Origin of the sequence: Hamadaea sp. NPDC050747, from assembly GCF_040654195.1 — a bacterium.
In the GTDB taxonomy this organism is placed as follows: domain Bacteria; phylum Actinomycetota; class Actinomycetes; order Mycobacteriales; family Micromonosporaceae; genus Hamadaea.
This window is the reverse complement of record NZ_JBFAHM010000015.1, coordinates 122,162-147,150: the sequence shown is the minus strand read 5'-3', so window position 1 is coordinate 147,150 and position 24,989 is coordinate 122,162. Positions and strand designations below refer to the sequence as shown.

The following is a 24,989-nucleotide window of genomic DNA, read 5'->3' as shown; positions in this document are numbered from 1 at the left end:
CAGGCGATGATCCAAGTCGAGGTAGCCGCCCCGCGTGTCGGGAAACCAGCGACGCCGGTCCGGAATGCTGGTCTCGCCGGAATCACCCCACTGTCGGCCCGAACCCGGCGGCGCCGGTCCGGTTCAGCGGGATCGCCGAACCGGACCGGCCAGCGGCCCAGCCGCGCTCGCCGCAGTGCAAGGTCAGCCGACCCGCCGGTGCCGCAGTGCCAGGTGTTGCCCCAATCGGTGGCGCTGCGACTGCGCCATCGCGTGAGCGGACGCGGAAGCGGCTCGGCGGTCGTGCCGGCAGCGTTGGCGTACCGCCGGTCCAGCAGATCGGGTCGCGTGAAGTCGTGCGTTCATCCGCTCCGACACAGTGAGCCCGGCGGCGTTGTCGCAGCCGATGCACGGAACGGCAGTGCCCCAGGCCGCGCAGGAGCGGCATCGGCGGAGGACGATCGGCGGGCAGGCGAAGGCGACCACCCAGGTGGTGAGCACAGATATACCCCAGTTTCAGTGAGAGGTCCGCAGCAGGAAGGAGCGCGACGCACGCGGCGTCACGCGAGATAACAGCGCTTGGGAGGTCTCACAGGTGGTACAACGGCTCGTCCTTGTCTAGATCATCGGCTCCAGTGCACGGTAATGACGCACAGCGACGCCGGTCCACCGGTTTTCGCGGATCGATGCACCGCGCCTTGACAGATGTCGATGTTAGCGCGAACATTGCTGCCGCGCCCTTTCCCCTGAACGTGGGCGATCCCGGACAGCGCTGTCGGTCGCTGCGCTCCTGGCAAGGCTGGAGGCACCAATGATCGGCATACCCGCGTCCCGACGGTGGCGATTCCGCGCCGTCTCGACTGTTCTGGCCAGCGCCCTCGCTGTCATGGGATTGTTCATCGTCGTTCGGCAGCCGGCCGAGGCGGCAACGATCGACACGTCGGCGTGGTATCGGCTGACGGCTCGGCACAGCGGAAAGGCAGTGGACGTCGCCGGTTCCTCAACGGCCGACGGCGCCGGGATCATCCAGCAGACGGTCAACCCTGCCAGCTTGAGCCAGCAGTTCCAGTTCGTCGACTCCGGCAGCGGCTTCTACCGGCTGCGCGCGCGGCACAGCGGCAAGGTGGTCGACGTGTCCAACCGGTCCACTACGGACGGTGCCGCCGTCATCCAGTGGACCGACCTCAACGGCACGAACCAGCAGTGGTCCGTCGTCGACACCGACAGCGGCTACGTCAAGCTGATCAACCGCAACAGCGGCAAGGCACTCGACGTGAACGCCCGATCCACGGCCGACGGCGCGAACCTGGTGCAGTGGACCGACAACGGCGGCACCAACCAGCAGTTCCTCCTGACCAAGCTGGGTGGCTCGACGCCGACCGCGACCCCCACGGTCACCGGTACGCCGACCACCCCGCCGGCCTCCTATCCCAATCCCGGGACGGTCACCGGCAGCACCGGTACGCACGACCCCAGCGTGGTGAAGGGACCGAACGGCACCTACGTTCTGGCCGCCACCGGCAACAACCTGTCGCTCAAGACGTCGACCGACCGCACCGCCTGGTCCAACGCCGGCGTGGTGTGGCCCAACGGCGCGTCCTGGACGACCGCGTACACCGGCGGCAGCGCCAATCTGTGGGCTCCGGACATCTCCTTCCGCAACGGCCGGTTCTACCTCTATTACGCCGCGTCGACGTTCGGGTCCCAGCACTCGGCCATCTTCCTGGCCACCAGCACCACCGGGCTGCAGGGCTCCTGGACCAACCAAGGCTTGATCATCGAGAGCAGCAGCGCCGTCACCTACAACGCGATCGACCCCAACCTCGTCGTGGACGACGCCGGTCAGTGGTGGTTGACGTTCGGATCGTTCTGGAGCGGCATCAAGATGATCCGGCTGAACTCGGCCACCGGTAAGCGGTCGACCACCGACACCGCGGTCCGCGCCCTGGCTACGCGTACGACCGCGAGCGGTGCGGTCGAAGCGCCGTTCATCTTCCACCACGGCGGCTACTACTACCTCTGGGTTTCGTTCGACCTGTGCTGTCAGGGCGCGTCCAGCACCTATCGCGTCATGGTCGGCCGGTCGACGTCGGTCACCGGCCCGTTCGCCGACCGGGCCGGAACGCCGATGACCTCCGGCGGCGGCACGCAGGTCCTGGCCGGGCACGGCTCGATCCACGGCCCCGGCCACCAGGCGGTCATCGCCGACGCTGATGGCGACGTGCTCTTCTACCACTACTACGCGGACAGTGGCGCGTCGTACCTCGGCATCAACCGCATCGGCTACGACTCAGCCGGCTGGCCGTTCGTGTACTGACCGCAGATGTGAAAGGGGTGCGAAGGCCGCCAGGCCTTCGCACCCCTTTCGGTCACTTGATGCCGTAGGCGTTGAGCACCGTCTGCTCGATGGTGTTGCCGTCGGTGTCGGACGCCTTCGCCTTGATGCTGACCGTCCCACCGGTTTCGGTGCGGCTCGGCAGGACGTAACTCGCGGTGAAGTCGCCGCCGCCCTTGGCCGCGACCTTCACCTGCTGCCAGGTGGTCCCGCCGTCCAGACTGATCGACAGCTCCAGGCTCGCGATGGGCGCGCTGTGGACGCCCTGGTGGTACGCGGTGAGCTTCAGTTCGTGCTTACCGCCGCCGGTGACCGTCCCGGTCGCGTCGAGCCCGGCGTCGTATCGCAGGAACAGCAGCGGCTCGGAGTGGCAGAGGACGCCGATCCCCTGCGGGCACCAGGTTCCTTGCTGCCGGGCCTCCGTGGTCGGCGCCGACGAGGTGAAGCCCCACTTGGTCGTGGTGGCTCCGCCGTTGCTGGAGCCGGTCAGCTCGTAGCGTTTCGCCTCCTCGGGCAGGTCGTAGACGGCTCCCCAGAGGAAGTCCGTGCCTTGCGCCAGTTCCTGCCCGTCGGCGTACATGTGCAGGTTCTCCGGAGCGAAGATGTACGCGCCGTTGACGATGCTCGGGCTCGCCCCGGTGACCAGGTGCAGGAGCGGATAGAACGTGTTGCCCTGCCGGCAGAACGAGCAGACGGTGACGGTCGTGTAGAAGTCGTCGCCGTCGAAGTCACCCGGCCGGGCTTCGAAGACCTTGGACGACAGCTCGGGCGCTCCAGGCACCAGCGGTCCGGTCCCCCACTGCTGGGCGCGGATCGGGCCGGCCCGGTCGACCACCTCCACGGTGCCACGGTTGGACCAGTCTTGCTGGACTCGGACGAGGTCGGGCGCGACCGGCCCCTGGTAGGTGGTGTAGCGGATGCCCTCCGTGAGGCCGACCAACATGACGCCGCCCGTCACGTGCTCGTTCTTGCGGAAGGCCGAGAAGGTCATCGGGTCGGGTTCGGTCGGCGTCCCCGCCAGCGTCGTCTGCACCTCGGCGAGCTGGCTGTCGGTGAGCACGGTGTGCAGGGAGGCGGGGATCTGCCCTTCCTGGTAGAGGTGCAGGTTGTAGATGTACGGGCTGATCGGCGACGAACCGGTGATCTCGATCTTGACGGTGTCCGTACGCATGATTTCGAGCAGCTGCTGCGCCTCGGCGTGGGTGACCGCCGCGTACGGGAGTTCGGGCCGGCCCTGCGACGGCTGCGTCCACCAGGCCGGCAGGATCGGCAGGTAGTTGCACACCATCGTCGGCCACGGCCCGTTGCTGGCGACCGGGTCGACCAGCACCCCGACCGCGCCGGCCGCCTTCGCCCGGTCGAGCGCGGGCGTACCGATGTCGCAGATCCCGCCGAGCTTGTCGTCGTCGATCTGCAGCATCACGAGCTTGCCGCGCGCGTCGATCTTGGCCAGGTCTTCGGCCCGGCCGAGGCCGCCGTCGACCAGTTCGACGGTCTGCCGTCCGGTGAAGTGGGCGAACGACTGGCTCGCCTGCAGGATGTTGCCCGCCTGAATCGCGGCCAGCGGCCGTTTGGTGGGCTTGACGACCTTCATGCGGACGAAGGGCTCGCCGAGCACCCAGTTCTGGCCCAGGTGGAAGCTGCCCACCGTGATCGGGGCGCTGGGCACCGCCCAGTAGTTGGCGTGCCCATACATGGTGAACACCATCGAGACTCCGCCGACGCCGTTGGCGAAGCTGCGGTAGGTCAGCAGGGTGCCGTTGTAGGTCTCGCTCGGACGCGGGGTCTCGACGGTCAGCTGCTGGGCCACGTCGCCGTCGGTCTGGAGGGTGATATCGCGGTCGACGGTGAACTCCGGCACCTCGACGTTGAAGATCTGGTCGACGCCCGCGAGGCGGAAGGTCATGAGCCCGCCGCCCTCGTAGACGCCGGCCGGCACCCGGAACGTCGCCGCATAGCCCGTGCAGGGGTCGACCGCCACGCAGCGCAGGCCCTGCAACGCGAACGGCGTCCCCACGGCCGACCCGCCGACCTGCGCCAAGCTGGGCTCGGCGAACAGGCACATGGTGGCGATCATGGTGCCGCACAGCTGCTGGTCCGCGCGGCTGGGCGCGGTGATGATCCAGGTGACGTCGAACTCGGGCTGGCCGGTGTCGGTCTGCGGCGCCATCACCGGCGAACGGTGGCCGGTCGGCCAGAGGCCCAGTACGCCGTGCGCCAGCTGAGGCGTGACACCGCGTACCAGATGGTCGGTGAGATCTCCGGCGGAGCCGGAAGGCGCGACGGCGGCCCAGAACTGAGCGGCCTGGCCGGGGTCGACGCGCAGGTCGACGGTGCCGGTGTCCTGGTGCGTCGCGGCGATGGACGATCCGGGCAGGACGGACGCGGCTTGCGTCAGCGCCGCGACGTCCAGCCCGGGGCCGAACTTGACCGTCATCGGCAGCGAGGTGTCGCCGGCAGCGGATCGTTTCGCCAGCCAGAGGACGTCGAAGCTGTTGCGGTCGACCACACCGGCCTTGACCAGGCCGCCGGCGTCGGCCGGGAGGGCGATGACGCTGGTGGTCTTCGAGTCCGCGCCGAACTTCGCCCGGACGTCGACGGCGGGAATCCTGCCGTCGGCGCGCTGAGCCGCCGTGGCGGTGACGGTGTAGCGGCCGCCGGTCTGCTGCAGGGTGACCTTGTCCCCGGTGATCAGGGTGGTCGTGTAGGTGGTCGCGGTCAGGCCCGGCATCGACAGTCCACTGTTGCCGGTCGCCGACGTGGTGGCCGGGGCGGTGGTGGTCAGGTCCGTGGCCGGGTCCGCGAGGGCGGTGGTTCCGGCGTTGACGGTGAGGAGGACGGTCGCGGAGGCGACCAGAAGTCTGCGGTATGCCCGGATCACGGGGCGGCTCCTTCGTGAGGTGAAGGTCGTCATGTCAGCCACCGGCCCTGGTCAGGGTCCAGTCCTGGGTGACGATCGCATTCTTGACCACCGAGACCGTCGCGGTGGCTCCGGCGTAGGTGGCGGCGGTGGCGGTGAGTTCGGTCGGCCCGGTCGCGCTGCTGAACAGCCAGTAGAGGCCGTCGCCGACGTTCGGGTCGACCGGGGTGGTCACCGTGGTGGCGGACTCCTGCGGGTTGCCGGTACGCGCGACGGTGGCGTACACCGGCGCACCGGTGGTGTCCTTGGCGTATCCGAGGACGAGGCCGCCGTCGGCCACGACGCAGGCGTGCGTACCGACGAAGACGTTGTCGAGGGCCCACCAGGTGCCGTTGCGCCCCTGGTAGTGGAACCGGAGACGGACGTCGGACCGGTGCGCGGCTTGCGGTAGCGCGACGGTGACGCGGCCGAAGGTGTTGCCGGTGGTCTTCTGCCACACGGTCGTCCACGTCTTGCCGCCGTCGACGCTGACGTCCACGTCGGCCCGCTGGCTGCTGGTGCCGTAGTACGCGGTGTCGAAGGCGATCTGGGGACTGTCCTGCCGGGACAGATCGAACGCGGGTGAGGTGAGCGTGGTGTCGAAGCGCTTGGCGCCCGCGTACGCCGGGTCGGCGATCGCGAATCGGCCACCGGCGTCGTTGGGCGCCGTGCGGTAGCCGGGGTTGTCGAAGCGCCACGCGGGCTGACCGGAGGAGGTCCAGCCGTCCGTGGGGCTGGTCCAGCCGGTGAAGTCCTCGCCGGCCCCGTTCCACCGGTATCCCGGTGCGGTGCAGCTGGACGCGTCGGCGGTCAGCGACACGTCGTAGGTGAGGTCGGCGTCGCCGAGCCGCACCGTGCGGTCGGTGGTGGCGTAGCCGTCGTACTGCGGGAAGACGTGCACCTGGTACGCGGTCGACGCGGGCAGGCGGACGCTGTAGCGGCCGGTGACGGGGTCGGTGAAGATGGGGCCTTCGGTGTAGCCGTCGATGGTGAGCTTGGCGTAGAGCGGCCAGCCGTGGCCGGACCCGTCGGTGACGGTGCCGCTGACCGTTGTGAAGGGCAGGGCGACGAGTTCGACGTTCAGCGTCGTCGTCGCGTCCTGGTTGATCTGGGCGCTGACGCTCGGTTCCTCGTAGCCGTACTTCTTCACGCTGACCGTGTAGGTCCCGATCGGCAGGACTCCGGAGAGGAAGGTGCCGTCGGCGGCGGTGCTCAGCTGGCGGTTGACCGGTCCGGTGATGGTGACCCGCGCTCCGCCGATCGGCGTACCGGCCGTGTCGGTGACGGTTCCGCCCACCCGCCCGACCGCGCCGATGGGCGCGGACTTGAGCAGCGCGAGCGCGTCGAGGCGGCCTTGGCCGAAGACGTTGTTGTCGCCGTCGGTTCCGCCGCACTGGCTGTCGGGACTGTCGATGGCGGTGCCGTCGAGCAGGGCACGTGTTTCGTCGATGTCGCCGACCAGCGCCCCGGCCGCCGACCACAGCAGCGCGATCGTTCCGGCGACGTGCGGGGTGGCCATGGACGTCCCGTCCCAGGCTTCGTATCGGTTGCCGGGCAGGCTGGACAGGATCGACGCGCCCGGAGCGGAGATGTCGGGCTTGATCGCGCCGTCCTGACCGGAGCCCCGGGAGGAGAAGTCGGCGATCGCGTTGGTCGCGTCATACGCGCCGACCGAATAGTTGATCACGCGGCTGCCCGGTGAGCCGCTGGTCTGGCACGCGGGGCCGGAGTTGCCGTTGGCGAAGATGCCGAAGATGCCCGAGGCGGTCCACGCGAGGCTGATGTCCTCCAGGATCGGCTCGTCGCTCGGGGTGGTGGAGCCCCACGAGTTGTTGACGATGTTGGGGCGCTTGCTCGCGTCGGGGTTCTGCCCGGCCAGGTCGGTGGGTTCCAGCATCCACTGTCCTGACGCGATCAGCGCTGTGTCGTCCGGGCAGCAGCCGTTGGCGGTGATCCACTTGGCGCCGGGGGCGACGCCGATCTGGTGACCGGCCCCGTCGTCGCCGACCATCGTGCCCATCGTGTGGGTGCCGTGGCCGTGGCCGTCGCACGGAGTGGCGCCGCAGGTGCCGGCGGCGTCGAACCAGTTGTAGTTGTGGTCGAACGTCCCGTCGCCGTTGTTGCCGCGGTACTGACGAACCAGAGCCGGGTGGTCGTACTGGACGCCGGTGTCGATGCTGGCGATCGTGATGCCCTCACCGTGTACGCCGTACTCGGCCCACACGTCGTCGGCCTGGATGTTGGCCACTCCCCACTCCACGGCGCTCAAGGTGTGCGCGGTCGTGGACGTCGTGACCTTGGGCGGCTCGACCTTGAACGACGGTGACACGGACGCCACTTCGGCTCGGGTCGCCAGTGCCTCGACGAGGGCACGCTTGCCTCCGGTCACCTTGATCGCATTGGTGGCCCAGAAGCTCTGATACTTGACGCCGGCCGAGTCGAGCGTTCCGCGGACGGACCGCTGGCTCTCGGCGGCGGTCTGCTTCAACGCCACCGCGACCGCCGTGCCGCGGGCGTTCCAATCCTTGATCGACGCGGCCTTCGACAGGTCGGCCTTGGCCGCGAAGGCGATCCAGAAGTCGGTGCGATCCCGGCTTTCCAGCTGTTTGCGCAGGTCAGGACGGATCTTGTTCTTGGACACAGTGGATGGTGTGCCGGGCGCGGTGGGGCTGGCCGCCGCGGGTGCCGTGACCGTCACCGCCAGCGCGGTCGCCGCCACCGCCAGCAGGACTGCGGCGGATCTCCGCCGATGGGAGGGGAAGACAGGCATGGGGGTTCCTCATCTTCTTTCGGGGTGGGGGTTCGGGGTGGCCTAGAGCGGCACGTAGTGGTCGTGGGGGTGGCCGTCCGGGTCGCCGCCCGGCCGGGCTCGCGGCTGCTCGTCGGCGGGCCGTGCGGTCGCACGCTCGCGTACGCCGTCCTCCGGAGGCGTCGTCAGCTGGTTCTGGTCGTCGTCGTCACGATCTGGCATGCTCTGCATCCTGATCAGGACAGCCTGCGATCGCGATACCTAGAGCTGGTGAAACAACATCAGGGGCCGGTGGTGGATCCCGGTTCGGCCACGACACCCGCCGCGATCGCCTTGGCAGTCAACCCGGTACGCGACCCGGCGCCCAGTTTGCGCATGGCCGACTTCAACTGGCTGGCCACGGTGTGGTGCGAGCGGTGAAGCTGGCGGGCGATCTCCTGGTTCGTGTGGCCCTCAGCGGCCAGCGCGACCACTTCGAGTTCTCGCGGAGACAGATCAGTGCCATAGCCGCGGCGACCCCCACGCCAGGTACGCGGCACCGGCTGCCCGTGTTCGCGTAGTGTCCGGGCGACCCGGTCCACGTCGCCGCTCGCCGGGAGTGCCGCAAAAGCGCTCAGCACATCGGTGAGCAGCTCCAGACCGGCCGCTTCGGACCCCGCCCGCAGCAGATTCGACGCCTGGTGTTCCTGCGCCAGTGCGGCCTCATACGGCCGAGGCAGTGCGGCCCAGGCGAGCGCCGTCTGCTCGAACAGGTCCGCTGCGATGGCGTACTCGCCGGCGCTCTCGGCGAGCACGGCACGGCACTCCGCGGCGGCCGCCAACGGCGCGGGCACAGGCCGCTCCGCTAGACCGGCTTCGAACCGCGCCAGGAGATCCCGGGCCTCCGCCGTGGCCCCGGCAGCCGCCAGCGCCCGTACGCGCGCCGGGACGATCTCGGTCCCCCAGATCCAGATGTCCTTCGCCACGATGATGGCACAGGCCTCGTCGGAGGACTCCAACGCCTTGTCGGGACGGTCTTCCCGCAGCCTGATCCGGGTCAGCGCCGCTGCGGCCTCCGCCAGGAACTCCCAGGCGTCGAAGCCTCGCACCGTCTCCATGACGTGTTCAAGTTCCTTTGCGGCGACTGCCGGACGCCCGGACGCCAGGTGCAGCAGGCCGCCGATCAGGGCCGGTTCCAGCCGACTGACCGGCGGGACGTTCTCATCCCCGGCCAGCGTCGCGGCGCGCTCGGCGAGCCCGTCCCAGGTGCCGGTCATCCAGTCCAGGTGCAGCTGCGAGCCCAGGATCAGACCTTCGAGCCGCGACTGCTCGTTGTCCTCCGCCAACCGGCGCGCGGCCCCGAGCCATCGGCTCGCCTCGGCGTACCTTCCCCAACGGAGCGCCGCGTGGCCGACGTTGAGATGCCCGCCGGTGATGACTCGACGATCCCGGCCCGCGCCGGCCTCGGCCGGAATCTCCTGGGCCTCCGTCCAGCCACGCTCGACGCCCAAGGTCAGCAAAGCGGCCGCCCGTCCGGCGACGATGCGCAGCCGCTCCGACCGCTCAAGTCCGGGCAGGAGTTCGGCCGCCCGGTCCAGCCACGCCACATGGGTGGACACCGTCGAACGCCCGCGCGGCCAGCCGAGCACCAGCATGGCCAGCGCGGCGGACACGTCCGTGCGAGCCAGATGCGGCAGGGCACGCTCCATTTCGGAGCGAGCACCGCCGTAGTCTTCCAGGTCGTTGAGGATCCGGGCCAGCTGGAATCGCAGGTCGGCCTCGACGCTGCGGTCCGACAAAGGCTGATCGAGCCGCCGTCGCAACACCTGCGCGACGTCCGCCAGCCGCGTCGTTCCCGTCAACGCGCCGAGCGGCAGGCGGTCGACGAGCGCGGAGAGCTGGTCGACCGGCACATCGCCGTTGATCACGAGGTCGTACAGCACCGCTCCGGCCGTCGCCTCGTCGCCGGTCTGCACCGCCACGTCGACGGTCAGCCCGGCGTACTTGCGCCACCGTTCGCCATCGCCGGCGTGCCGGAAGTGGTTCGCCAACTGGGCCAACGGCAAGGGCGCCAGCGTTTCGAGCGCGAGGCCGGCCCGCTCGTGCAGCGTGCGCTTCTCGCGCTCGGGGATGGCGTCGTAGACCGCCCGGCCGGCCAGCACGTGGCGGAACGACAACCGCTGCCGGTCCCGCTGGTGCAGCAGACGATGCGCCATCGCCTCGGCCACACCCGCCTCGAACTCCTCCGGCGCCAGCCCGCTGATCTGGATCAGATGCCGCTCGGCGACCGGCTCGGCGACGACGGCCGCCGCGCGCAGCACGGCCTGCGTCGCCGGCGCGAGCTGACCCGCGTGCTCGAGGACGGTGTCCCGCACCGTCGGCGGCACGATGATCTCCTCCAGCGGCAGCCGCTTCCAGACACCCACGTGCCGGATGACGTCGCCCCGGCCGGCCATCAGGCGTACGCACTCCTCGACCGCGAGCGGAACACCGTCGGTGTGCACATGCAGGTGGCGCGCGAACCCGTCGGAGACCGCCTCCCCCGCCAGCATCGACATCGCCAACGCCGCCGTCTCGGCCTGGCCGAGCGGTTCCAGCACGAGCCGGAGCCGGGAACGGTGCGGCCGCAACAGCGCCGAAAGCCTCCGCAGCCAGGAGTCCTCGACGAGGTCCTCCGGCCGATACGCCACCACGATGCTGAGACGAGCGCCCTCCCGGTTCGCCAGGAACAGCACGAACTCCCTGGTCGCGTCGTCCGACCACTGGGCGTCGTCGATGACGAGCAACGTGACGCCCAGCTTGTCGACCAGTTCGGCCAATGCGCGCAGGACACGATGCCGGGCGGCGGTGGCGTCCTCGGCCGGTTCCGGCGCGGGCGGCAGTTCCTGCGCCCACTCCGGGAACAAGGGACGCAGCGCCCCCGCCAACGGGCTCAGCTCCAGCGGGGCGAGCGTACTGATGCCGGTCGCCAGCACCGCGTCCACAATCGGGCCTAGCGTGCACGGCTCCCGCAGCGGTGGACAGGTCGCCGTCAAAGCAGTGAACCCACCGCCAGCCGCGGCCAGGAACTCCTCCAGGAGACGGGTCTTGCCGATCCCGGCTTCTCCCTCGATCAGCACCAGGGCCGGGGGCGTCGCGACGACCTCGCCCAGCCGGGCCAGTTCCTCGTCACGGCCGACCAACGCCGGCGGCGACACCGCGGCAGCGCCGGACAACAGCTCGCCTGTCGCTGCCTCCCTGGTCATCTCCCGCCTCCAACCCGGACTTTCAACGATCTTGACGCAAGACCACGCCCGAGTAAACAGGCCGCCGCGCACCGCGACACCCGACTCATCCAAATGATCTAGGCATCCGGTTTATGTCCTGATTGCGGCGGGAAGATCCCAGAAGCCGCACGAATACTTGACAATTGCCGCCTCGCGCGGCAGGTCTGGAGTGGCGACGCACGGATGCTAGATAATGTTCATATGGTGCAGCCACGGACTTTGTACGAAGATGGCCGACCCTATACGGTGCCGGATTCGCTGGAAGAGCTGACCGGACCTACCACAGGGGTGGTCGAGCTGCCACCGCGTCTGGACTGGTCTGAGCAGGGCCGTTACGACCTGTCCGATCCTCGTCAACGCAACCTCATGTATGAGGTCGTCCTCCGGGAGTCGATGCGGGTGGAGGATCTACGTGCATTCATCGACGGCGCGACCCTGGCCCGGGTGTGGCGTCGGCTCTGGTTGCCTCGCAAGGTCCGGGATCTATGGGAATCCCGCTTCCCGGGTCTGCCCGGAGCGGCTTGAGATCGATGGATCCATTTCATGAGCGCCTGGCTCGAGTCGCCGGGAGTCGCCGACCCCGCCTCCGGCGAGAGCAGCACTGTCGAGCTCGGAGTGGACTGGCGCGCTTTTCCGCCAGTACCACTGGCGATCGGTCCGGTGTTGCATCCGGTGGATGCGGCGGCGAACAAGCTGTGCGCTTTGTTCGGGCGGGCCGCGGTGCGTGACTACATCGACGTGTATGGAGTACTGAAAGACGGTCGGTACACCGGGCCCGAACTGCAGCAGATGGCCGCAGACCATGACCCAGGATTCGAAGCCGGGATCTTCGCTGAGGCCCTCCAGGCTGTCACGCGACTTCCCGCTTCAGCGTTCGAGTCGTACAAGCTCAATGCCGACCAGGTCGAAGCGATGGTTATCAGACTTCTCGCCTGGGCAGAGGAGATCGAAGTCGGCAACTCGTAGCAAGAACCCGTTCCGGGCGACGAGGTCTGTCTCGGCTGATCGCGTACAAGTAAGTTAGCAGCCTGGGCCGTCGCGCGGTATCGGGCGACGAACCGACTCCCCGCAGGGCGGCAAGGCCGCTAGCCTGCACCGCGTGCTGATCTTGTCGCGATTGATCCGGGCCGCGCTCCCCGAGGCTGGACCGCAGCGTGTCATCGCGCTGTCCTCGTTCGTCAACATGCTCGGCAGCGGCATGTTCATGGTCAGCTCGGCGCTGTTCGCGACGCGGGTGGTCGGTCTGTCGGTCGCGCAGGTCGCCGCCGCGCTCGGCATCGCGGCGATCGTCGGCATCGCCGCGGGTATCCCGGTCGGGCATCTCGCCGACCGCCGAGGGCCGCGCGAGGTCTATCTGGTCACGCTCTGCGTGCAGGCCGCGGCGATGGCGGCGCTGGTCACGGCCCGCTCGTTCGGCGTCTTCCTGGTCGCGCTGTGCGTCGGCGAGCTGGCTCGCACCGCGAGCGTCTCCGCGCGAGCACCTCTGGTACGCCGCTTCGGCGACGCCGAGCTGCCGCGGTTCCGGGCGTACCTGCGCTCGGTCGCCAACCTGGCCGCCGCGCTCGGTGCGGTGGCGGCCGGGTTCGCCGTGCAGTTCGACACCCGGTCGGCGTATCTGGCGGTCGTCGTGGGCAACGCGCTGAGTTTCGTGGCGAGCGCCCTGATCACGGTTCGCCTGCCGTCGGTCGCCCCGGTCGAACGGCCGTCGACCGTCGGCCGATGGCTGGCGCTGCGCGACCGGGGCTACGTGGTCTTCACTGTTCTTGACGCCATCATGTCGATCCAGGGTCGGGTCCTGGTCTTCGGCCTGCCATTGTGGATTGTCGGGCATACGTCCGCGCCGCGGTGGCTCGTCGGGGCGGCGACCCTCCTCAACACCGCGCTGGTGGTGCTCTTCCAGGTACGCGCCGGCCGGGCCGTCGACGGCAGCATCCCGGGAGCGCACGCCATCCGCCGCGCGGGCCTGGCTTTCCTGGCCGGAATGGCGTTGACGGCCGCCGCCGCCGGACTGCCGGGCTGGGCCGCCGCTCTGCTCATCGCCGGCGGGGTCGCGGTGCACACCGTCGGCGAACTGTGGCATGCGGCCGGCTCGATGGAGCTGCGGTTCAGCCTCGTTCCCGCGTACGCCCAAGGCCAGTACACCGGGGTCGCCAGCCTCGGCACCGGCCTGGTGAACGTGGTCGCGCCGTCGGTCGTCGCGGTGCTCTGCCTGAGCTGGGGTGCGCCGGGCTGGCTGCTGCTCGGTGGAGTGTTCGTGATCGTCGGGCTGGTGATGCCGGTCGTCGTGCGCTGGGCGCAACGGAGCAGCCCGGCGTACGCCTAACCCCGCTACGCCACCCGAAGGCGTTCACCGTCGATCTCGACGACGTCACCACGGTGGAGCTGCCTGCCCCGACGCACTTCGGCTTCACCGTTGACGGCGACCTCGCCGGCGACGATGGCGGACTTGGCTTCGCCGCCGGTGTCCATGACACCGGCCAGTTTCAGGAACTGGCCCAGCCGGATCATGTCGTCGCGGATCGGAACGTCTCTCATCCCTGCATCATCGACCCTGCGGCCCGGGCCGTTTCACGCGACTCGCGAGACTTCGCCGTCGAGACGCTGACCAGGCCCGATAATCGAACCGGGTCGGTCGCGGCCGGCATACCTCGGCGGAGAGGACAGCACAGTGAGCGACGAACAGGCGGTGCCGCCGTCGAGCGGGGTGTCGGTGGAGCTACTGGCCACGGTGGACCTCGGGCCTGAGATCGAGGGCCTGGCCGGGCGGCAGCTTCGGATGCGTATGGTGACGATCGAACCCGGCGGCGTCTTCGGCCCGCTGCACGACCATCGAGGCCGGCCCGGGACCGTCTACGTGCTCCAGGGGACGATCACCGACCATCGGGACGGCACCACCACGGACTACGGTCCCGGGGTCGGCTGGCCCGAAGACCGTGACACCCTGCACTGGCTGGAGAACCGAGGGACGGTCCCTGCGGTGGAGATCTCGGTGGACATCGTGCAGACGGACCAGCCGTGAGCGGGGGCTGAACCGGATATTCGGCAATGTGCGGCGAATTTATACCGGGGACAGGACAGAAAATACGGGTGAAAACCTCCGGACAGGTCGAAACTTCTCCATCCTGGCGAAAAGTACGGTAGACGAGTCGCTGTAACCGAGGGAATACTCGCCGTAGTCGTCTTGACCCGCACAACCGCGAGGGAGCACCCCCATGCGACGGAAGCTGTTCACCGCATCGATCGCGACCGCCACGATCGTCGCCGCCGGTCTCGTCCCGTCCGCCATGTCCGCCTCGGCCGCCGACGGTCAGGCCATCTACCTCGCCGCGAACGGGAAGACTCCCGCATCCGCCGCCGTGGCACCGACGACCGCGCCGGTCTCCGTCGACTCTTCACTGAAGCTGTCCGACCTGACCTGGACCAATTGGTCCGACAGCACCAGCAACGGCACCGTCTCCGGCACGGGCACCGCGACGGTCAACCTGTGCGACCCGAACTGCGCCACCGGCGCCACGGTGAGCATCCCGGTCACCGTCACGCTGAGCGCCCCGCAGCACCTGTGCGGCAACGAGTTCTACACCGACATGCGGCTGGCGTTCACGGGCGAACCGCCGGCCGGGCTGCCCAGCACCACGACCGTCCCGGTCGCACCGTTCTGCTGAGCACACCGCACCACTCCGGACGTCAGGGACGGCGGCTGAGGGTTTCCGCTCCGCCGTCCCCGCCGACCACCTCGAAGCCTTCGGCCAGATACAGGCCACGTGCGTGATTGTCCGGCTCCACCGACAGCGACAGCTGCGCGATGCCCGCCTCGCGGGCCACGACCAGCAGCTCGCGCAGCAGCATCCGGCCGAGCCCGCGACGCCGGTGGGCGTCGGCCACACCGAGCGTGATCTCCGGGACGTCGGCGGCGACCCAGCCGTAGCCGGGATCGTCGGCCGGCAGGTACCGCAGCCAGCAGGCCCCGGCCGGGACGCCGGCCTCGTCGACCGCGACGACACCCAGATCACCCGAGCGCGGCCACCCGGCGACATAGTGCGCGACGTCCGGCCGGGCAAGGACTTCGGACAAGGTGAACCGGCCGGTGCCCCGCCAGTCGAACGCCGCCAGCAGCATCTCGGCCAGGAACGCCGCGTCGTCGGCCACGGCCTTCCGGATCTTGTACGCCATCGCGGCATCCTGTCAGGTCGACCAGCCGCCGGGCGAACCGAATACGGCCTGGCGACCGAGTACTCCGATCAGGCGGCGGCTTCCCGGCCGACCACCATCGTCGCGTACAACTCGGGATCGAACTCCTCGGCGATCTCCACGTCGAGCTGCGCCCCGAGCCCGTCGAGCACCCGGGTGAAGAAGCTACGCGCGGCCGCCGCGTACACGATGTCGGCGATGTCGCGGTCCGCGAGCCCGACGGCGTGCAACTCGTCGACATCACCCTGCTGCACCGACGCGGCATCCGTCGCGACCTTCGTCGCGAACCGGTACACGGCGCGGTCCTGCTCGTCGAGGCTCTCACCGTCCGGCGACTCGGCGATGCGGCGGAGCGAAGCCTCGTCGCCGCAGACGTCCCGCAGGAACTTCGAGTGGGCAGCCGTGCAATACGTCGACCGCAGCGCCCGGGCGGCGGCGATCGTGGCGATCTCGAACCGCCGGCGATCCATCCCGCCCCGGATGGCGAGATTGAGCGCGTTCCACGCCTGCGCCACGTCCGGACGGTGACCGAACGCGCCGGCGTAGTTGGGCAGGAATCCCCACGCGGCCCGTTGCTGCTGGTAATACTCGGCAGTGGAACCGGTCGCGGCCTGCTCGGGCGTCGTCTCGATGAACATGGCGACATTGTGCCGTCGAAAGCAGACCCGAGGGGTCCTCCGGTCGCCTTCCTTACGCGGGCGTGTTCGGCGCTCCACGGAACGAAGCTCCACGGAAAGGCTGGGACACTGCTTCGGTGCACGCACAGAAACGCTCCCGTCGCCGCCGCATCCTCCTCATCTCGCTCGCCTGCGTTCTGGCCCTCGTCGCGGCCGCGTACGTCAACAACAGCTCGTGGCTCGCGGGCGACGACGGCCGCGCGCCGCTGCTGCTGGCTCATCGTGGGCTGGCGCAGACCTTCGACGTCGGGAGCGTCGACGGCGACACCTGCACGGCCGAGGTGATCTACCCGCCGGAGCATCCGTACCTGGAGAACACGATCGAGTCCATGCGCGCGGCCTTCGACGCGGGCGCCGACATCGTGGAGTTCGACATCCAGGTGACCCAGGACGACCGGATCGCCGTCTTCCACGACCACGAACTGGGCTGCCGCACGAACAGCACGGGCAAGGTCCGCGATCACACTCTCGCCGACCTGCAGAAGCTCGACATCGGATACCACTACACCGCCGACGGTGGAGCGACTTTTCCGTTCCGCGGCAAGGGCGTCGGCAAGATGCCGGCCATTGAGGACGTGCTGACCGCGTTCCCCGACCGGGAGTTCCTCATCGACGTCAAGAGCGGCGAACCGACGGAGGGCGAAGTCCTGGCCGCATACCTCGCGACGGTGCCCGCCGAGCGGCTGACCAAGATCAGTGTCTACGGCGGCGACGAGCCGATCGCGGCGTTGGCCGCCCGGCTCCCGCGGGTACGCGTCATGTCGAAAGCGATCATGAAGGACTGCCTGCTGAAGTACATCGCCGTCGGCGCGACCGGATACGTGCCGGACGCCTGCGCCCACCGGCAGCTGCACATCCCGGAGGCGTACGCGCCTTATCTGTGGGGCTGGCCGGTCAAGTTCGTGGACCGGATGGCCGCCAAGGACACCCGGGTCGTGCTCGTGGCCGGTGACGGCGGGTTCTCCGAGGGCTTCGACTCGGCCGACGACTGGAAACGGCTGCCGGCCGGCTACAGCGGTGTCATCTGGACCAACCGGGTCGACCGGGTGGCCACACTGCGTAGAGCGTCCTAGTCAGCTGGGTCAAGCGGCTCGGGGCACCCGGCCGCCCTGAACGGCCGCCGCCTCCGGCGTACGCGCACCGCGGCGCACGACGACCTTGATCAGCTCCTCGACGACGAGCAGGGTCGCGGCGAGCCCGATGCTGATCAGCCATTCCCGGCCGCCGAGCGACGTCGTGCCGAAGATGCGGTGGAGGATGTCGAACGCGGTCACGGCGATGATCGCGACCAGTGCGATGCCGTACCGCCGCAGTTGCTGCGCGCCGGGGATGGCGGACCGGTCGAAGATCGTGCCGACCTGGTCCCGCGACAACAGACCGCCGACGAGGTGGAACAGCGACAGCGTGGTGAGCAGCATGGTCGCGCCCAGCACCGGTCCGCCCTGCCCGTCGCCGATCTGGTACGCCACCAGCGACCCGATGGTCATGACCGCCCCTTGTACGCAGAGCCGGATCCAGTTGGCGCGGGACAGCACGGGTGCGCCGACCGGCCGGGGCGGCCGTTCCATCAGACCGGCCGTCGGCTTGTCGAAGCCGAGCGCGATCGCGATCGGGACGTCGATGACCATGTTGAGCCAGAGGATCTGCATCGGGTTCAACGGCGCACCGGCGGCGATGTTGAGCACCCCGGCGGCCAGGAAGATCGCGATGTACGCGACCAGGGTGGACATCTGGAAGCGCAGGTACTTCAGCAGGTTGTCGTAGAGGGACCGGCCGTACTCGACGGCGCCCACGATCGTCGCGAAGTTGTCGTCGGTGAGGATCATGACGGCGGCTTCCTTGGACACCTCCGTGCCGGTGATGCCCATGGCGACGCCGATGTCGGCCGCCTTCAACGCCGGTGCGTCGTTGACCCCGTCGCCGGTCATCGCGACGACGTTGCCGCTCTCCTGCAGCAGGCGTACGAGGCGGAGTTTGTCCTCGGGGGCGACCCGGGCGATCACGCCGATGCCGGGCAGCTCCTGGAGCAGTTGGTCGTCGGTCATCGCCGAGAACTGCGCGCCGGTCAGGGCGCGGCCTTCGATGCCGAGTTCCCGGGCGATCGCCGCGGCGGTCGTCGCGTGGTCGCCGGTGATCATGCGTACGCGGATGCCGGCGGCCCGGCATTCGGCGATCGCGGCCTTGGCCTCCGGCCGCGGCGGGTCGACGATGCCGACCATCGCCAGCAACGTCAGGTCGCGTACCTCTGGAAGGAGATCGGCGGCCGGGTCGAACGTGGCCGGGTCGAAGTCGCGTTGCGCGACCACCATGACCCGCTCCCCCGCGGCGGCGATCCGGTCGTTCGCCGCCGATGCGAGCGCCTTGTTCTCGGCCGTGACCGGCACCACCGCACCGGACGGGTCGCGGTAGGACGACGCCTTGGCGATCAGGACGTCCGGCGCGCCTTTGACGTAGCAGCGGATCACCGCTTTGCCGGTGTCGTCGGTCATCTCGTGGAAGGTCGCCATGAACTTGTAGTCCGAGTCGAACGGGACCTCGGCGACGCGCGGGAAGCCGGCGCGGGTCTCGGAGATGTTCAGCCCGCCCTTGGCGGCCAGCACGATCAGCGCGCCCTCGGTCGGGTCACCGATCAGGTTCTCACCGTCCAGCACGGCGTCGGCGCACAACGCCATCGGCAGCAGATACGGGTCCAGCTCGAAGTCGGACCCGCCGACGTGGGTGATCTTGCCCTCGGTGCCGTAACCCTCGCCGCTGACGGTGAACCGTTGCTGTCCGGGAATGACCAGCTCCCGTGCGGTCATCTTGTTCAGGGTCAGGGTGCCGGTCTTGTCCGAGCAGATCACCGAGGTCGCGCCGAGCGTCTCGACCGCGGGCAGCCGTTTGACGATCGCGTTTCGCGCGGCGATGTCCCGGGTGCCGATCGACAGCAGGGCGGTCACGACCGCGGGCAGGCCGGTGGGGATCGCCGCCACGGCCAGGGCCACGCCGGTGATGAACAGCGTGTCGAACGACTGGCCGCGAATCAGCCCCAGCACCACGACGAAGACCAGGGCCACCGCGGCAATCGTCGCGATGATCTTCGACAGGCCGTCGAGCTGCTTCTGCAACGGGGTCTTGCCCGCCTCGGTGCCGGCCAGGAGGTGGGCGATGTGGCCGATCTCCGTGTCCATCCCGGTCGCGGTCACCACCAGCTCACCGCGGCCCCGGGTCACGGAGGTGTTCATGTACGCCATACAGGTGCGGTCGCCCAGCGCGACGTCGTCGCCGGGGACCACGTCGACCGTCTTGCCGACCGGGAGACTCTCCCCGGTCAGGGCGGCCTCCTCGATCTCCAACGTGGCCGCGACGCCGACCCGGCCGTCGGCCGGCACCCGGTTCCCCGCCTCCAGCAGGACGACGTCACCGGGGACGAGCTGCTCGGCGTCGATCTCGACCGCCTGCCCGTCCCGGCGTACGCGGGCGATCGTCTTCATCATCTGTTGCAGTGCGCGGACGCTCTCCTCCGCCTTGGCCTCCTGCCGCAGTCCGATGACGGCGTTGAACACGGTCAGCCCGGCCAGCACGATCGTCGTCGACCAGCTCTTGGTCACGATCAGGTTCACGATCGCCGCGACCAGCAGGATGATCTGCATGAAGTCGCGGTACTGACGCACGAACGCGGCGAGCGCCGACTCCTTCTTCCCGCCCGCCAACCGGTTCGGGCCGTACTTCGTCAGCCGAGCCTGCGCCTCGCTGCTGCTGAGTCCCTGCTCGGGTCGCACTCCGGCGGCCGCGGCGACGTCGGCGTACGACCGGGCGTATGCCGGCCCGCCGGGTGTGGCCATCACGCCGGGCCTGCTCTCCACCACCACGACCCCCACCCCCTCGTATCCCCGATCATCGCCGCGACCGGGGTTCGCGACCCTCACCCGCCGCGGGTGAACCGGATCTTGTCTCCGGCTGATCTCCTGGTCCTGCGCTGCCATCGCTGTGAGTGAGGTGGATCGACGTGACGGATCGCCGCGGTTCCTCCGGGACGCTTCTCGCGACCTGCGTCTCGGCGCTGGTCGTCAACGCCAACACCTCCGCGGTGGCGATCCTGCTGCCGGCGATCTCCGACGACACCGGTACGCCCGTCTCCACCCTGCAGTGGGCGGTGACCGGATACTCCCTGGTCGGCGCGGCGACCATCGTGACAGCCGGCGCGCTCGGGGACGTGTTCGGCCGTCGCAAGATCTTCCTCGGCGGGTTGCTGCTGTTCGTGGCGTCGTGCGCGATGATCGCGCTCGCGCAGGGCGGTGGCGGTGTGATCGCGGGCCGCTGCATTCAGGGCGCGGCCGGTTCCACCATCCTCGCCTGCGGGATGAGCCTGCTGTCGGCGGCCAACACCGGCGAGGAGCAACTACGCGCCGTGACGTTGTGGGGCGCCGCGTCGGCCATCGGCGCGGCCGCCGGTCCTCTGGTGGGTGGGCTGCTCGTCGAGGTCACCGGCTGGCAGGGGCTGTTCTGGATCGACGCCGTGATCGCGGCCGCCTGCATCCCGCTGACCCTGGCGCGGACCGCCGAATCGCGGGATCCCAACCGATCCCGCTCCATCGACTTCCCCGGCACCCTGCTCATCGCCCTCACGCTCGCGGCGCTCATCTTCGCGCTGAGCAAGGGCCAGGAGTGGGGTTGGCTGTCCGGCCGGACGATCGGCTGCCTCGTCCTGTCCGTCGCCGCTCTCGTCGCCTTCGTCGTCGTCGAGCAGCGACGGGCCGCGCCGCTGCTCGATCTGCGGCTGCTGCGCAACAAGGTGCTCGTCGGCGCGACCGTGTCGATCCTCATCGGGTCCGGGACACTGAACGCGATCATGTACGTGATCAGTCTCTACTTCCAGGATCCGGCCACGTTGGGGATGAGCGCGCTGCAGGCCGGGCTGGCGACGCTGCCGGTCGCGGCGGCCGCCGTCATCCTCGCACCGCTCATCACGCCGATCGTGGGCAAGATCGGGGCGCGGACGACGATCGTCTCCGGGTTCGTCATCATGACGGTGGCGTTCGTCTGGCTCGCGTTCGTCGACGACACCTGGAAATACGCCGCGTTCGTCATCCCGTTGGTGGCGTCGGCCGTCGGCATGAGCCTCCAGAACGGCCCGGCCTCGTCCATCTCCACCGCCGTCGTCTCGCCGGACGAGGTGGGAGCGGCGTCCGGCGTGTCCAACATGGCCCGCTACGTCGGCGCCTCGGTCATGACGGCGATCGTCGCCTCCATCTACGCCGGCGTCGCGGCTCACCGGGTAGCGGCCGGTGACTCCACCGCCAGCGCGCTCGCGGCCGGCGTCTCGCGTACGGCGATCGCCATGGCAATCTGGTGCGTCCTGGGCGTCCTCGTGGCCCTGCTGATCGGGCGGCTTCGCCCGGGCAAGCCGCGACCGCTGGACTACGCCACCGCGGCGGCGGGCACAACGCACACGCTGCACGCCCCGGCGGCTCGTGCCCAGTCGTCCCGTTCCGGCGCCGAAGTCCCGGCCGCCTAGCCCGGCGAGGGCCCTGAACTGCGGCTGAACCGGCCCGCAGCACCACCGGCCGGACCTATTCTGACGAGGTCGGCAGCGAGGGATCCGGCGCTCTGCGAGTGACCGCGAAAACTGGGGGTGAGCGCGATGGACGCCTGGTCGTCGCGCATTCCCGAGTCGCCCTCTCCCATCGAGCGACCCCGAGTGCGGGACTTGTTGTCGGCCCGCCTGCGGCACGCCCGCGTACTGCTGGTGACGGCCGGGGCCGGCAGCGGCAAGACCACCGCCGTGGCGGAGTGGTGCAAGCGCCGCGGCTTCGGCGAGCGCATCGCCTGGGTCACCGTCACCCGCGACGCCACCCCCGCCCACGTCTGGTGGCAGACCCGGCACGCGCTGCTCAGCGCCGTCGTGTCACCGGAGACCGTCGGCGGAGACCTCGCCAACACCGCCGGGCCGCCGCCCGTCACCCGAGCCGGCAAGGCCGAACTCGATCGGCTGCGGCGCACCGTCACGATGATCGGCTCGCCGACCATCCTGGTCGTGGACGACCTGCATCACCTGCGGGACGTCGGCGTCCTGGAACAGCTCCGCGAGCTGATCGAGCACGCCCCGCCCCAGCTCCAGGTCGTCCTGGTCAGCCGAGCGGATCCGGCGATGCGGCTGCATCGGTGGCGGCTGCGCGGTGAGCTGTCCGAAGTACGCGCCCGCGACCTCGCCTTCGATCCGGGCGAGGTCACCCGGCTGTTCGCCCAGTACGACCTACGGCTGTCCGAACCGCAGGTACGCGCGCTGCTCGACCGCACCGACGGCTGGGCGGTCGGCCTGCGCCTGGCGGCGATGTCGCTGGAGCCCGAGGCGGTCGATCAGGGAATCGCGCGGTTCACCGGCGACGAACGCACCGTCATGGAGTACCTCACCGGTGAGGTGCTCAGCCGCGTGCCCGACCCGGTACGCCGCTTCCTGCTGCGTACCAGTGTCGCCGAACGACTGACCGGATCGCTGGCGGAGGCGCTCGGCGGCGGCGCCACCGACGGGCTGCTGACCCGGCTCGCCCGCGAGGACGAGCTCATGATCCGGGCGACGAGCAACGGCGGCGAGTACGCGTACCACCCGTTGCTGCGCGAGATGCTCTACCACCAGCTGTCGCTGGAGGACGGCGCGTTGCGCGACCATCAGCACGGCCGGGCGGCCGCCTGGTACGCCGCGGCCGGGGACGTCGCCGAGGCGACCCGGCATGCACTGCTGTCCCGGGATCCCGAGGTGAGCGTCCGGGTGCTGCTGACCATGACGATCCCCGAGATCCTGGCCGGGCAGGGCGACGCCGCCATGGCCGCGTTGCGCGAGACCGCCGGACGCGTCGGCGATCCCCTGGTCGAAGCGCTGCACGACGCCGCCCGGCACGCGTACGAGCGGGACGCCGCCTCGCTCAGCGCGGACATCGACGCGACCGGCCGACATCTGCGCGGGTTGCCCGCGGACGTCGCCGAGGCCGGGCAGACGGCCCTGAGGCTGCTCGGCATGACGTCGTCCGTGCTGCGGACCGGTGGCGCGGGCGATGTCGCCGAGGTGCGGGGCCTTGTCCGCCGCCTCGGTGAAGCGACGTCGGCCCGTACGCCGGCCGCGGCCCGGTACGAGCCGATCGCGCAGACCCACCTCGGCGTGGAGCTGATGTGGACCGGGCAGACCGCGGAGTCGCAGCGGCAGCTGCGGGCGGCTGCGGCGAGCGCGAAACGCCAGCGGCTGGAGGCCGTCCGCACGTTCTGCCTGAGCCACCTCGCGGTGCTCGACGCCCGTAACGGCGATCTGGAATCCGCACGGCACCGGGCGGAGTCGGCGCTGCGGGAGGTCGGCGACACCCCCACCGCGCACCTCGCGCTGGCCCAGGTCAGCCTGCAGCAGGCCGAGTTCGACGAGGCCGCCCGGCATGTGGTGCTGGGCCTGGCGGCCAGCGAGTCCATGATGGACCATCGTGCCCACCTCGCCGTACGCCTGACCGAGGCGGAGTTGTTGCTGGCCAACGATTCCCGGGCGAAGGCCGCCGCGTCGGTCGCCCGGCTGCGCGCCGAGGCGGCGGAGACCCAGACCGGTACGCCGTTGCTGCGCCACTGGATGGACCTCGTCGACGCCGACGCCCGCCTGGCCGAACAGGACTACGCCACGGTCGCCGAACAGTTGCGGGGCCGAGCCGACGACCTGCTCCCCGCCGAGCAGATCCGATTGGCTCAAGCGGAACTGGGACTCGGCCGGACCCGGCAGGCTGAGGAACTCCTGCAGCCGATCCTGGCGGAGGAGCCGACGTCGGTCGCCGCCGTCGAGGCCTGGCTCGTCCAGGCGGCCGTTCAGGATCACCGGCACGACGAGACGGCTGCCGAGGACGCCCGCCGCCATGCGATGGATTTAGCCGCGCCCGAACGGCTGCGACTGCCCTTCCTGCGTACGCCGTCGAAGTCCCGGTCGGGGCGCATCGACCTGCTGGTGGACGCCTCGTCCGCACCGGCGCTGCTGGAGGAGCTGACGGAGCGGGAGCTGACCGTGCTCCGCTATCTGCCCACGATGCGCGGCAACATCGAGATCGGCGAGTGCATGTTCGTGTCGGTCAACACGGTCAAGTCGCATTTGAAGGCGGTCTACCGCAAGCTGGCGGTCACCAACCGGCGTCAAGCCGTCGAACGCGCCCGCGAACTGCGCCTCCTCTGAACCCGGCCGATCCCCGCCGACCCCCGACCCCAGGGCTGGATCAGGGATCCGGGTCGAATCTTGGTGCAAGATTCGACCGGGATCCCTGATCCAGCGCCAAGCGACCGAGGAGTCCGACGAGCCCGGCGGGAAGTACCCCCGGCGGGTGAGGCGCGGCACCCGGCGCCGACCTCAGGCTGAGGCCGAGGGAGGTGCGCCGTGCCGAACCGTTGCTATGAGATTCACGTGAGCGGCTCCGTCGACGATCGCCTGTTGGCCGAGCTGCCCGGGCTGACCGTCGGGCCGCCCGAGATCCGGACCGTGCTCTACGGTCCCGACCTGGATCAGTCCGCCCTGTACGGCCTGCTCGATCAGCTTCAGGCGCTCGGACTGGACCTGGTCGAGGTACGCACGACCGACGACACGGGCGCATGACCGCCGTGGAGGTCACCGTGTCCGGCCGAGTCGGGCCGCTGCTGCGCGAGGCGGTCTCAGGTACGCCGATCGCCGGCTTCCGGCTGGTCACGGTCCTGCGGGTGACCGCCGCCGACGCGGATGCCCTGTGCCGGCTGCTGCGGCGGCTGGAGCAGACCGAGCACTCCGCCCGTGCCGTCCGCTTCCGCCGGCCGGCGCCGACAGGCGTACGCGCCCAAAACCTACCCGGGCCGGGTGATGATCCGCCCCCGGCAGATAGCCGAGAGTGATCACAGCGTTACGCGATTCCTCGCGGCGGACGGTCCTGCCGCACGTGTCACGGGGGTTGTC

General features: G+C 69.8%; 20 protein-coding genes. 11 read left to right on the top strand and 9 right to left on the bottom strand.

The genetic code is table 11. The annotated features are described in order from the left end of the window. Positions 1–183: 183 nt before the first annotated feature. A complete protein-coding gene (locus AB0H43_RS32230) occupies positions 184–480 on the bottom strand; it encodes a hypothetical protein (RefSeq protein ID WP_360005575.1) in 297 nt (98 codons plus the stop codon). Positions 481–865: 385 nt separating this feature from the next. Here AB0H43_RS32230 and AB0H43_RS32225 point away from each other — a divergent pair, with 385 nt between their 5' ends. After that, positions 866–2,296, top strand: coding sequence for a family 43 glycosylhydrolase (locus tag AB0H43_RS32225; protein ID WP_360005573.1), 1,431 nt, complete (start codon positions 866–868; stop codon positions 2,294–2,296). Between the two features lie 52 nt (positions 2,297–2,348). On the opposite strand, the gene AB0H43_RS32220 is transcribed toward AB0H43_RS32225, so the two are convergent. Genes AB0H43_RS32220 through AB0H43_RS32205 form a run of 4 tightly spaced genes read right to left on the bottom strand, consistent with a single transcriptional unit; the run spans position 2,349 to position 11,186 of the window. Then, a complete protein-coding gene (locus AB0H43_RS32220) occupies positions 2,349–5,195 on the bottom strand; it encodes a hypothetical protein (RefSeq protein ID WP_360005572.1) in 2,847 nt (948 codons plus the stop codon). A gap of 34 nt (positions 5,196–5,229) precedes the next feature. Then, positions 5,230–7,983 carry a S8 family serine peptidase gene (locus AB0H43_RS32215; protein ID WP_360005570.1) on the bottom strand — a complete coding sequence of 918 codons (2,754 nt, stop codon included), beginning with the start codon at positions 7,981–7,983 and terminating at the stop codon, positions 5,230–5,232. A gap of 42 nt (positions 7,984–8,025) precedes the next feature. Continuing rightward, positions 8,026–8,184: a hypothetical protein gene (locus AB0H43_RS32210; RefSeq protein WP_360005568.1), complete on the bottom strand. Its 159-nt coding sequence runs from the start codon at positions 8,182–8,184 to the stop codon at positions 8,026–8,028. Positions 8,185–8,243: 59 nt separating this feature from the next. Further along, a complete protein-coding gene (locus tag AB0H43_RS32205) occupies positions 8,244–11,186 on the bottom strand; it encodes an AAA family ATPase (RefSeq protein ID WP_360005567.1) in 2,943 nt (980 codons plus the stop codon). Between the two features lie 222 nt (positions 11,187–11,408). On the opposite strand from AB0H43_RS32205, the gene AB0H43_RS32200 reads away from it, so the two are divergent. The 3 genes from AB0H43_RS32200 to AB0H43_RS32190 all read left to right on the top strand — a co-directional run bounded on the left by AB0H43_RS32200 (position 11,409) and on the right by AB0H43_RS32190 (position 13,530). Then, on the top strand, positions 11,409–11,732 hold the full coding sequence (locus AB0H43_RS32200) for a hypothetical protein (RefSeq protein ID WP_360005566.1): 324 nt from the start codon (positions 11,409–11,411) through the stop codon (positions 11,730–11,732). Between the two features lie 18 nt (positions 11,733–11,750). Continuing rightward, positions 11,751–12,173 (top strand): nucleotidyl transferase AbiEii/AbiGii toxin family protein, encoded by a 423-nt coding sequence (locus AB0H43_RS32195; protein ID WP_360005564.1) that lies wholly within the window; start codon positions 11,751–11,753, stop codon positions 12,171–12,173. Positions 12,174–12,306: 133 nt separating this feature from the next. Next, on the top strand, positions 12,307–13,530 hold the full coding sequence (locus AB0H43_RS32190) for an MFS transporter (RefSeq protein ID WP_360005562.1): 1,224 nt from the start codon (positions 12,307–12,309) through the stop codon (positions 13,528–13,530). 5 nt (positions 13,531–13,535) lie between these two features. Here the strand turns inward: AB0H43_RS32190 and AB0H43_RS32185 are convergent, their stop codons facing one another. Beyond that, a complete protein-coding gene (locus tag AB0H43_RS32185; protein ID WP_360005560.1) occupies positions 13,536–13,742 on the bottom strand; it encodes an RNA-binding S4 domain-containing protein in 207 nt (68 codons plus the stop codon). A 133-nt stretch (positions 13,743–13,875) separates the two neighbouring features. Between AB0H43_RS32185 and AB0H43_RS32180 the strand changes: the two genes are divergently transcribed. Then, the gene (locus tag AB0H43_RS32180; RefSeq protein WP_360005558.1) at positions 13,876–14,226 is read left to right on the top strand and encodes a cupin domain-containing protein; all 351 of its coding nucleotides are present in this window, start codon (positions 13,876–13,878) and stop codon (positions 14,224–14,226) included. 193 nt (positions 14,227–14,419) lie between these two features. After that, a complete protein-coding gene (locus AB0H43_RS32175; protein WP_360005556.1) occupies positions 14,420–14,869 on the top strand; it encodes a hypothetical protein in 450 nt (149 codons plus the stop codon). A gap of 22 nt (positions 14,870–14,891) precedes the next feature. Here the strand turns inward: AB0H43_RS32175 and AB0H43_RS32170 are convergent, their stop codons facing one another. Together AB0H43_RS32170 and AB0H43_RS32165 are read right to left on the bottom strand one after the other, a co-directional pair. Beyond that, positions 14,892–15,377: an N-acetyltransferase gene (locus AB0H43_RS32170; RefSeq protein ID WP_360005554.1), complete on the bottom strand. Its 486-nt coding sequence runs from the start codon at positions 15,375–15,377 to the stop codon at positions 14,892–14,894. Between the two features lie 68 nt (positions 15,378–15,445). Continuing rightward, positions 15,446–16,033: a peroxidase-related enzyme gene (locus AB0H43_RS32165; protein ID WP_360005552.1), complete on the bottom strand. Its 588-nt coding sequence runs from the start codon at positions 16,031–16,033 to the stop codon at positions 15,446–15,448. A gap of 116 nt (positions 16,034–16,149) precedes the next feature. On the opposite strand from AB0H43_RS32165, the gene AB0H43_RS32160 reads away from it, so the two are divergent. Beyond that, entirely contained in the window at positions 16,150–17,145 is a 996-nt protein-coding gene (locus AB0H43_RS32160; RefSeq protein ID WP_360005550.1) for a glycerophosphodiester phosphodiesterase family protein, read from the top strand. Positions 17,146–17,154: 9 nt separating this feature from the next. Here AB0H43_RS32160 and AB0H43_RS32155 read toward each other — a convergent pair whose 3' ends face one another. Continuing rightward, the gene (locus AB0H43_RS32155; protein WP_360005548.1) at positions 17,155–19,923 is read right to left on the bottom strand and encodes a cation-transporting P-type ATPase; all 2,769 of its coding nucleotides are present in this window, start codon (positions 19,921–19,923) and stop codon (positions 17,155–17,157) included. 137 nt (positions 19,924–20,060) lie between these two features. Between AB0H43_RS32155 and AB0H43_RS32150 the strand changes: the two genes are divergently transcribed. The 4 genes from AB0H43_RS32150 to AB0H43_RS32135 all read left to right on the top strand — a co-directional run bounded on the left by AB0H43_RS32150 (position 20,061) and on the right by AB0H43_RS32135 (position 24,928). Further along, entirely contained in the window at positions 20,061–21,569 is a 1,509-nt protein-coding gene (locus AB0H43_RS32150; RefSeq protein ID WP_360005546.1) for an MFS transporter, read from the top strand. Between the two features lie 126 nt (positions 21,570–21,695). Further along, the gene (locus AB0H43_RS32145) at positions 21,696–24,245 is read left to right on the top strand and encodes a LuxR C-terminal-related transcriptional regulator (RefSeq protein ID WP_360005545.1); all 2,550 of its coding nucleotides are present in this window, start codon (positions 21,696–21,698) and stop codon (positions 24,243–24,245) included. A gap of 225 nt (positions 24,246–24,470) precedes the next feature. Beyond that, the gene (locus AB0H43_RS32140) at positions 24,471–24,659 is read left to right on the top strand and encodes a hypothetical protein (RefSeq protein ID WP_360005543.1); all 189 of its coding nucleotides are present in this window, start codon (positions 24,471–24,473) and stop codon (positions 24,657–24,659) included. After that, positions 24,656–24,928, top strand: coding sequence for a hypothetical protein (locus AB0H43_RS32135; protein ID WP_360005541.1), 273 nt, complete (start codon positions 24,656–24,658; stop codon positions 24,926–24,928). The genes AB0H43_RS32140 and AB0H43_RS32135 overlap by 4 nt, the downstream gene beginning before the upstream one ends. The last annotated feature ends 61 nt before the right edge of the window (positions 24,929–24,989 follow it).

Bases quoted from the DNA above. Each gene is read 5' to 3' on its own strand.
- AB0H43_RS32225 (WP_360005573.1), top strand. From the start codon at position 866: ATGGGATTGTTCATCGTCGTTCGGCAGCCGGCCGAGGCGGCAACGATC.
- AB0H43_RS32215 (WP_360005570.1), bottom strand. From the start codon at position 7,983: ATGCCTGTCTTCCCCTCCCATCGGCGGAGATCCGCCGCAGTCCTGCTG.
- AB0H43_RS32210 (WP_360005568.1), bottom strand. From the start codon at position 8,184: ATGCCAGATCGTGACGACGACGACCAGAACCAGCTGACGACGCCTCCG.
- AB0H43_RS32205 (WP_360005567.1), bottom strand. From the start codon at position 11,186: ATGACCAGGGAGGCAGCGACAGGCGAGCTGTTGTCCGGCGCTGCCGCG.
- AB0H43_RS32200 (WP_360005566.1), top strand. From the start codon at position 11,409: ATGGTGCAGCCACGGACTTTGTACGAAGATGGCCGACCCTATACGGTG.
- AB0H43_RS32195 (WP_360005564.1), top strand. From the start codon at position 11,751: ATGAGCGCCTGGCTCGAGTCGCCGGGAGTCGCCGACCCCGCCTCCGGC.
- AB0H43_RS32185 (WP_360005560.1), bottom strand. From the start codon at position 13,742: ATGAGAGACGTTCCGATCCGCGACGACATGATCCGGCTGGGCCAGTTC.
- AB0H43_RS32175 (WP_360005556.1), top strand. From the start codon at position 14,420: ATGCGACGGAAGCTGTTCACCGCATCGATCGCGACCGCCACGATCGTC.
- AB0H43_RS32170 (WP_360005554.1), bottom strand. From the start codon at position 15,377: ATGGCGTACAAGATCCGGAAGGCCGTGGCCGACGACGCGGCGTTCCTG.
- AB0H43_RS32165 (WP_360005552.1), bottom strand. From the start codon at position 16,033: ATGTTCATCGAGACGACGCCCGAGCAGGCCGCGACCGGTTCCACTGCC.
- AB0H43_RS32145 (WP_360005545.1), top strand. From the start codon at position 21,696: ATGGACGCCTGGTCGTCGCGCATTCCCGAGTCGCCCTCTCCCATCGAG.
- AB0H43_RS32135 (WP_360005541.1), top strand. From the start codon at position 24,656: ATGACCGCCGTGGAGGTCACCGTGTCCGGCCGAGTCGGGCCGCTGCTG.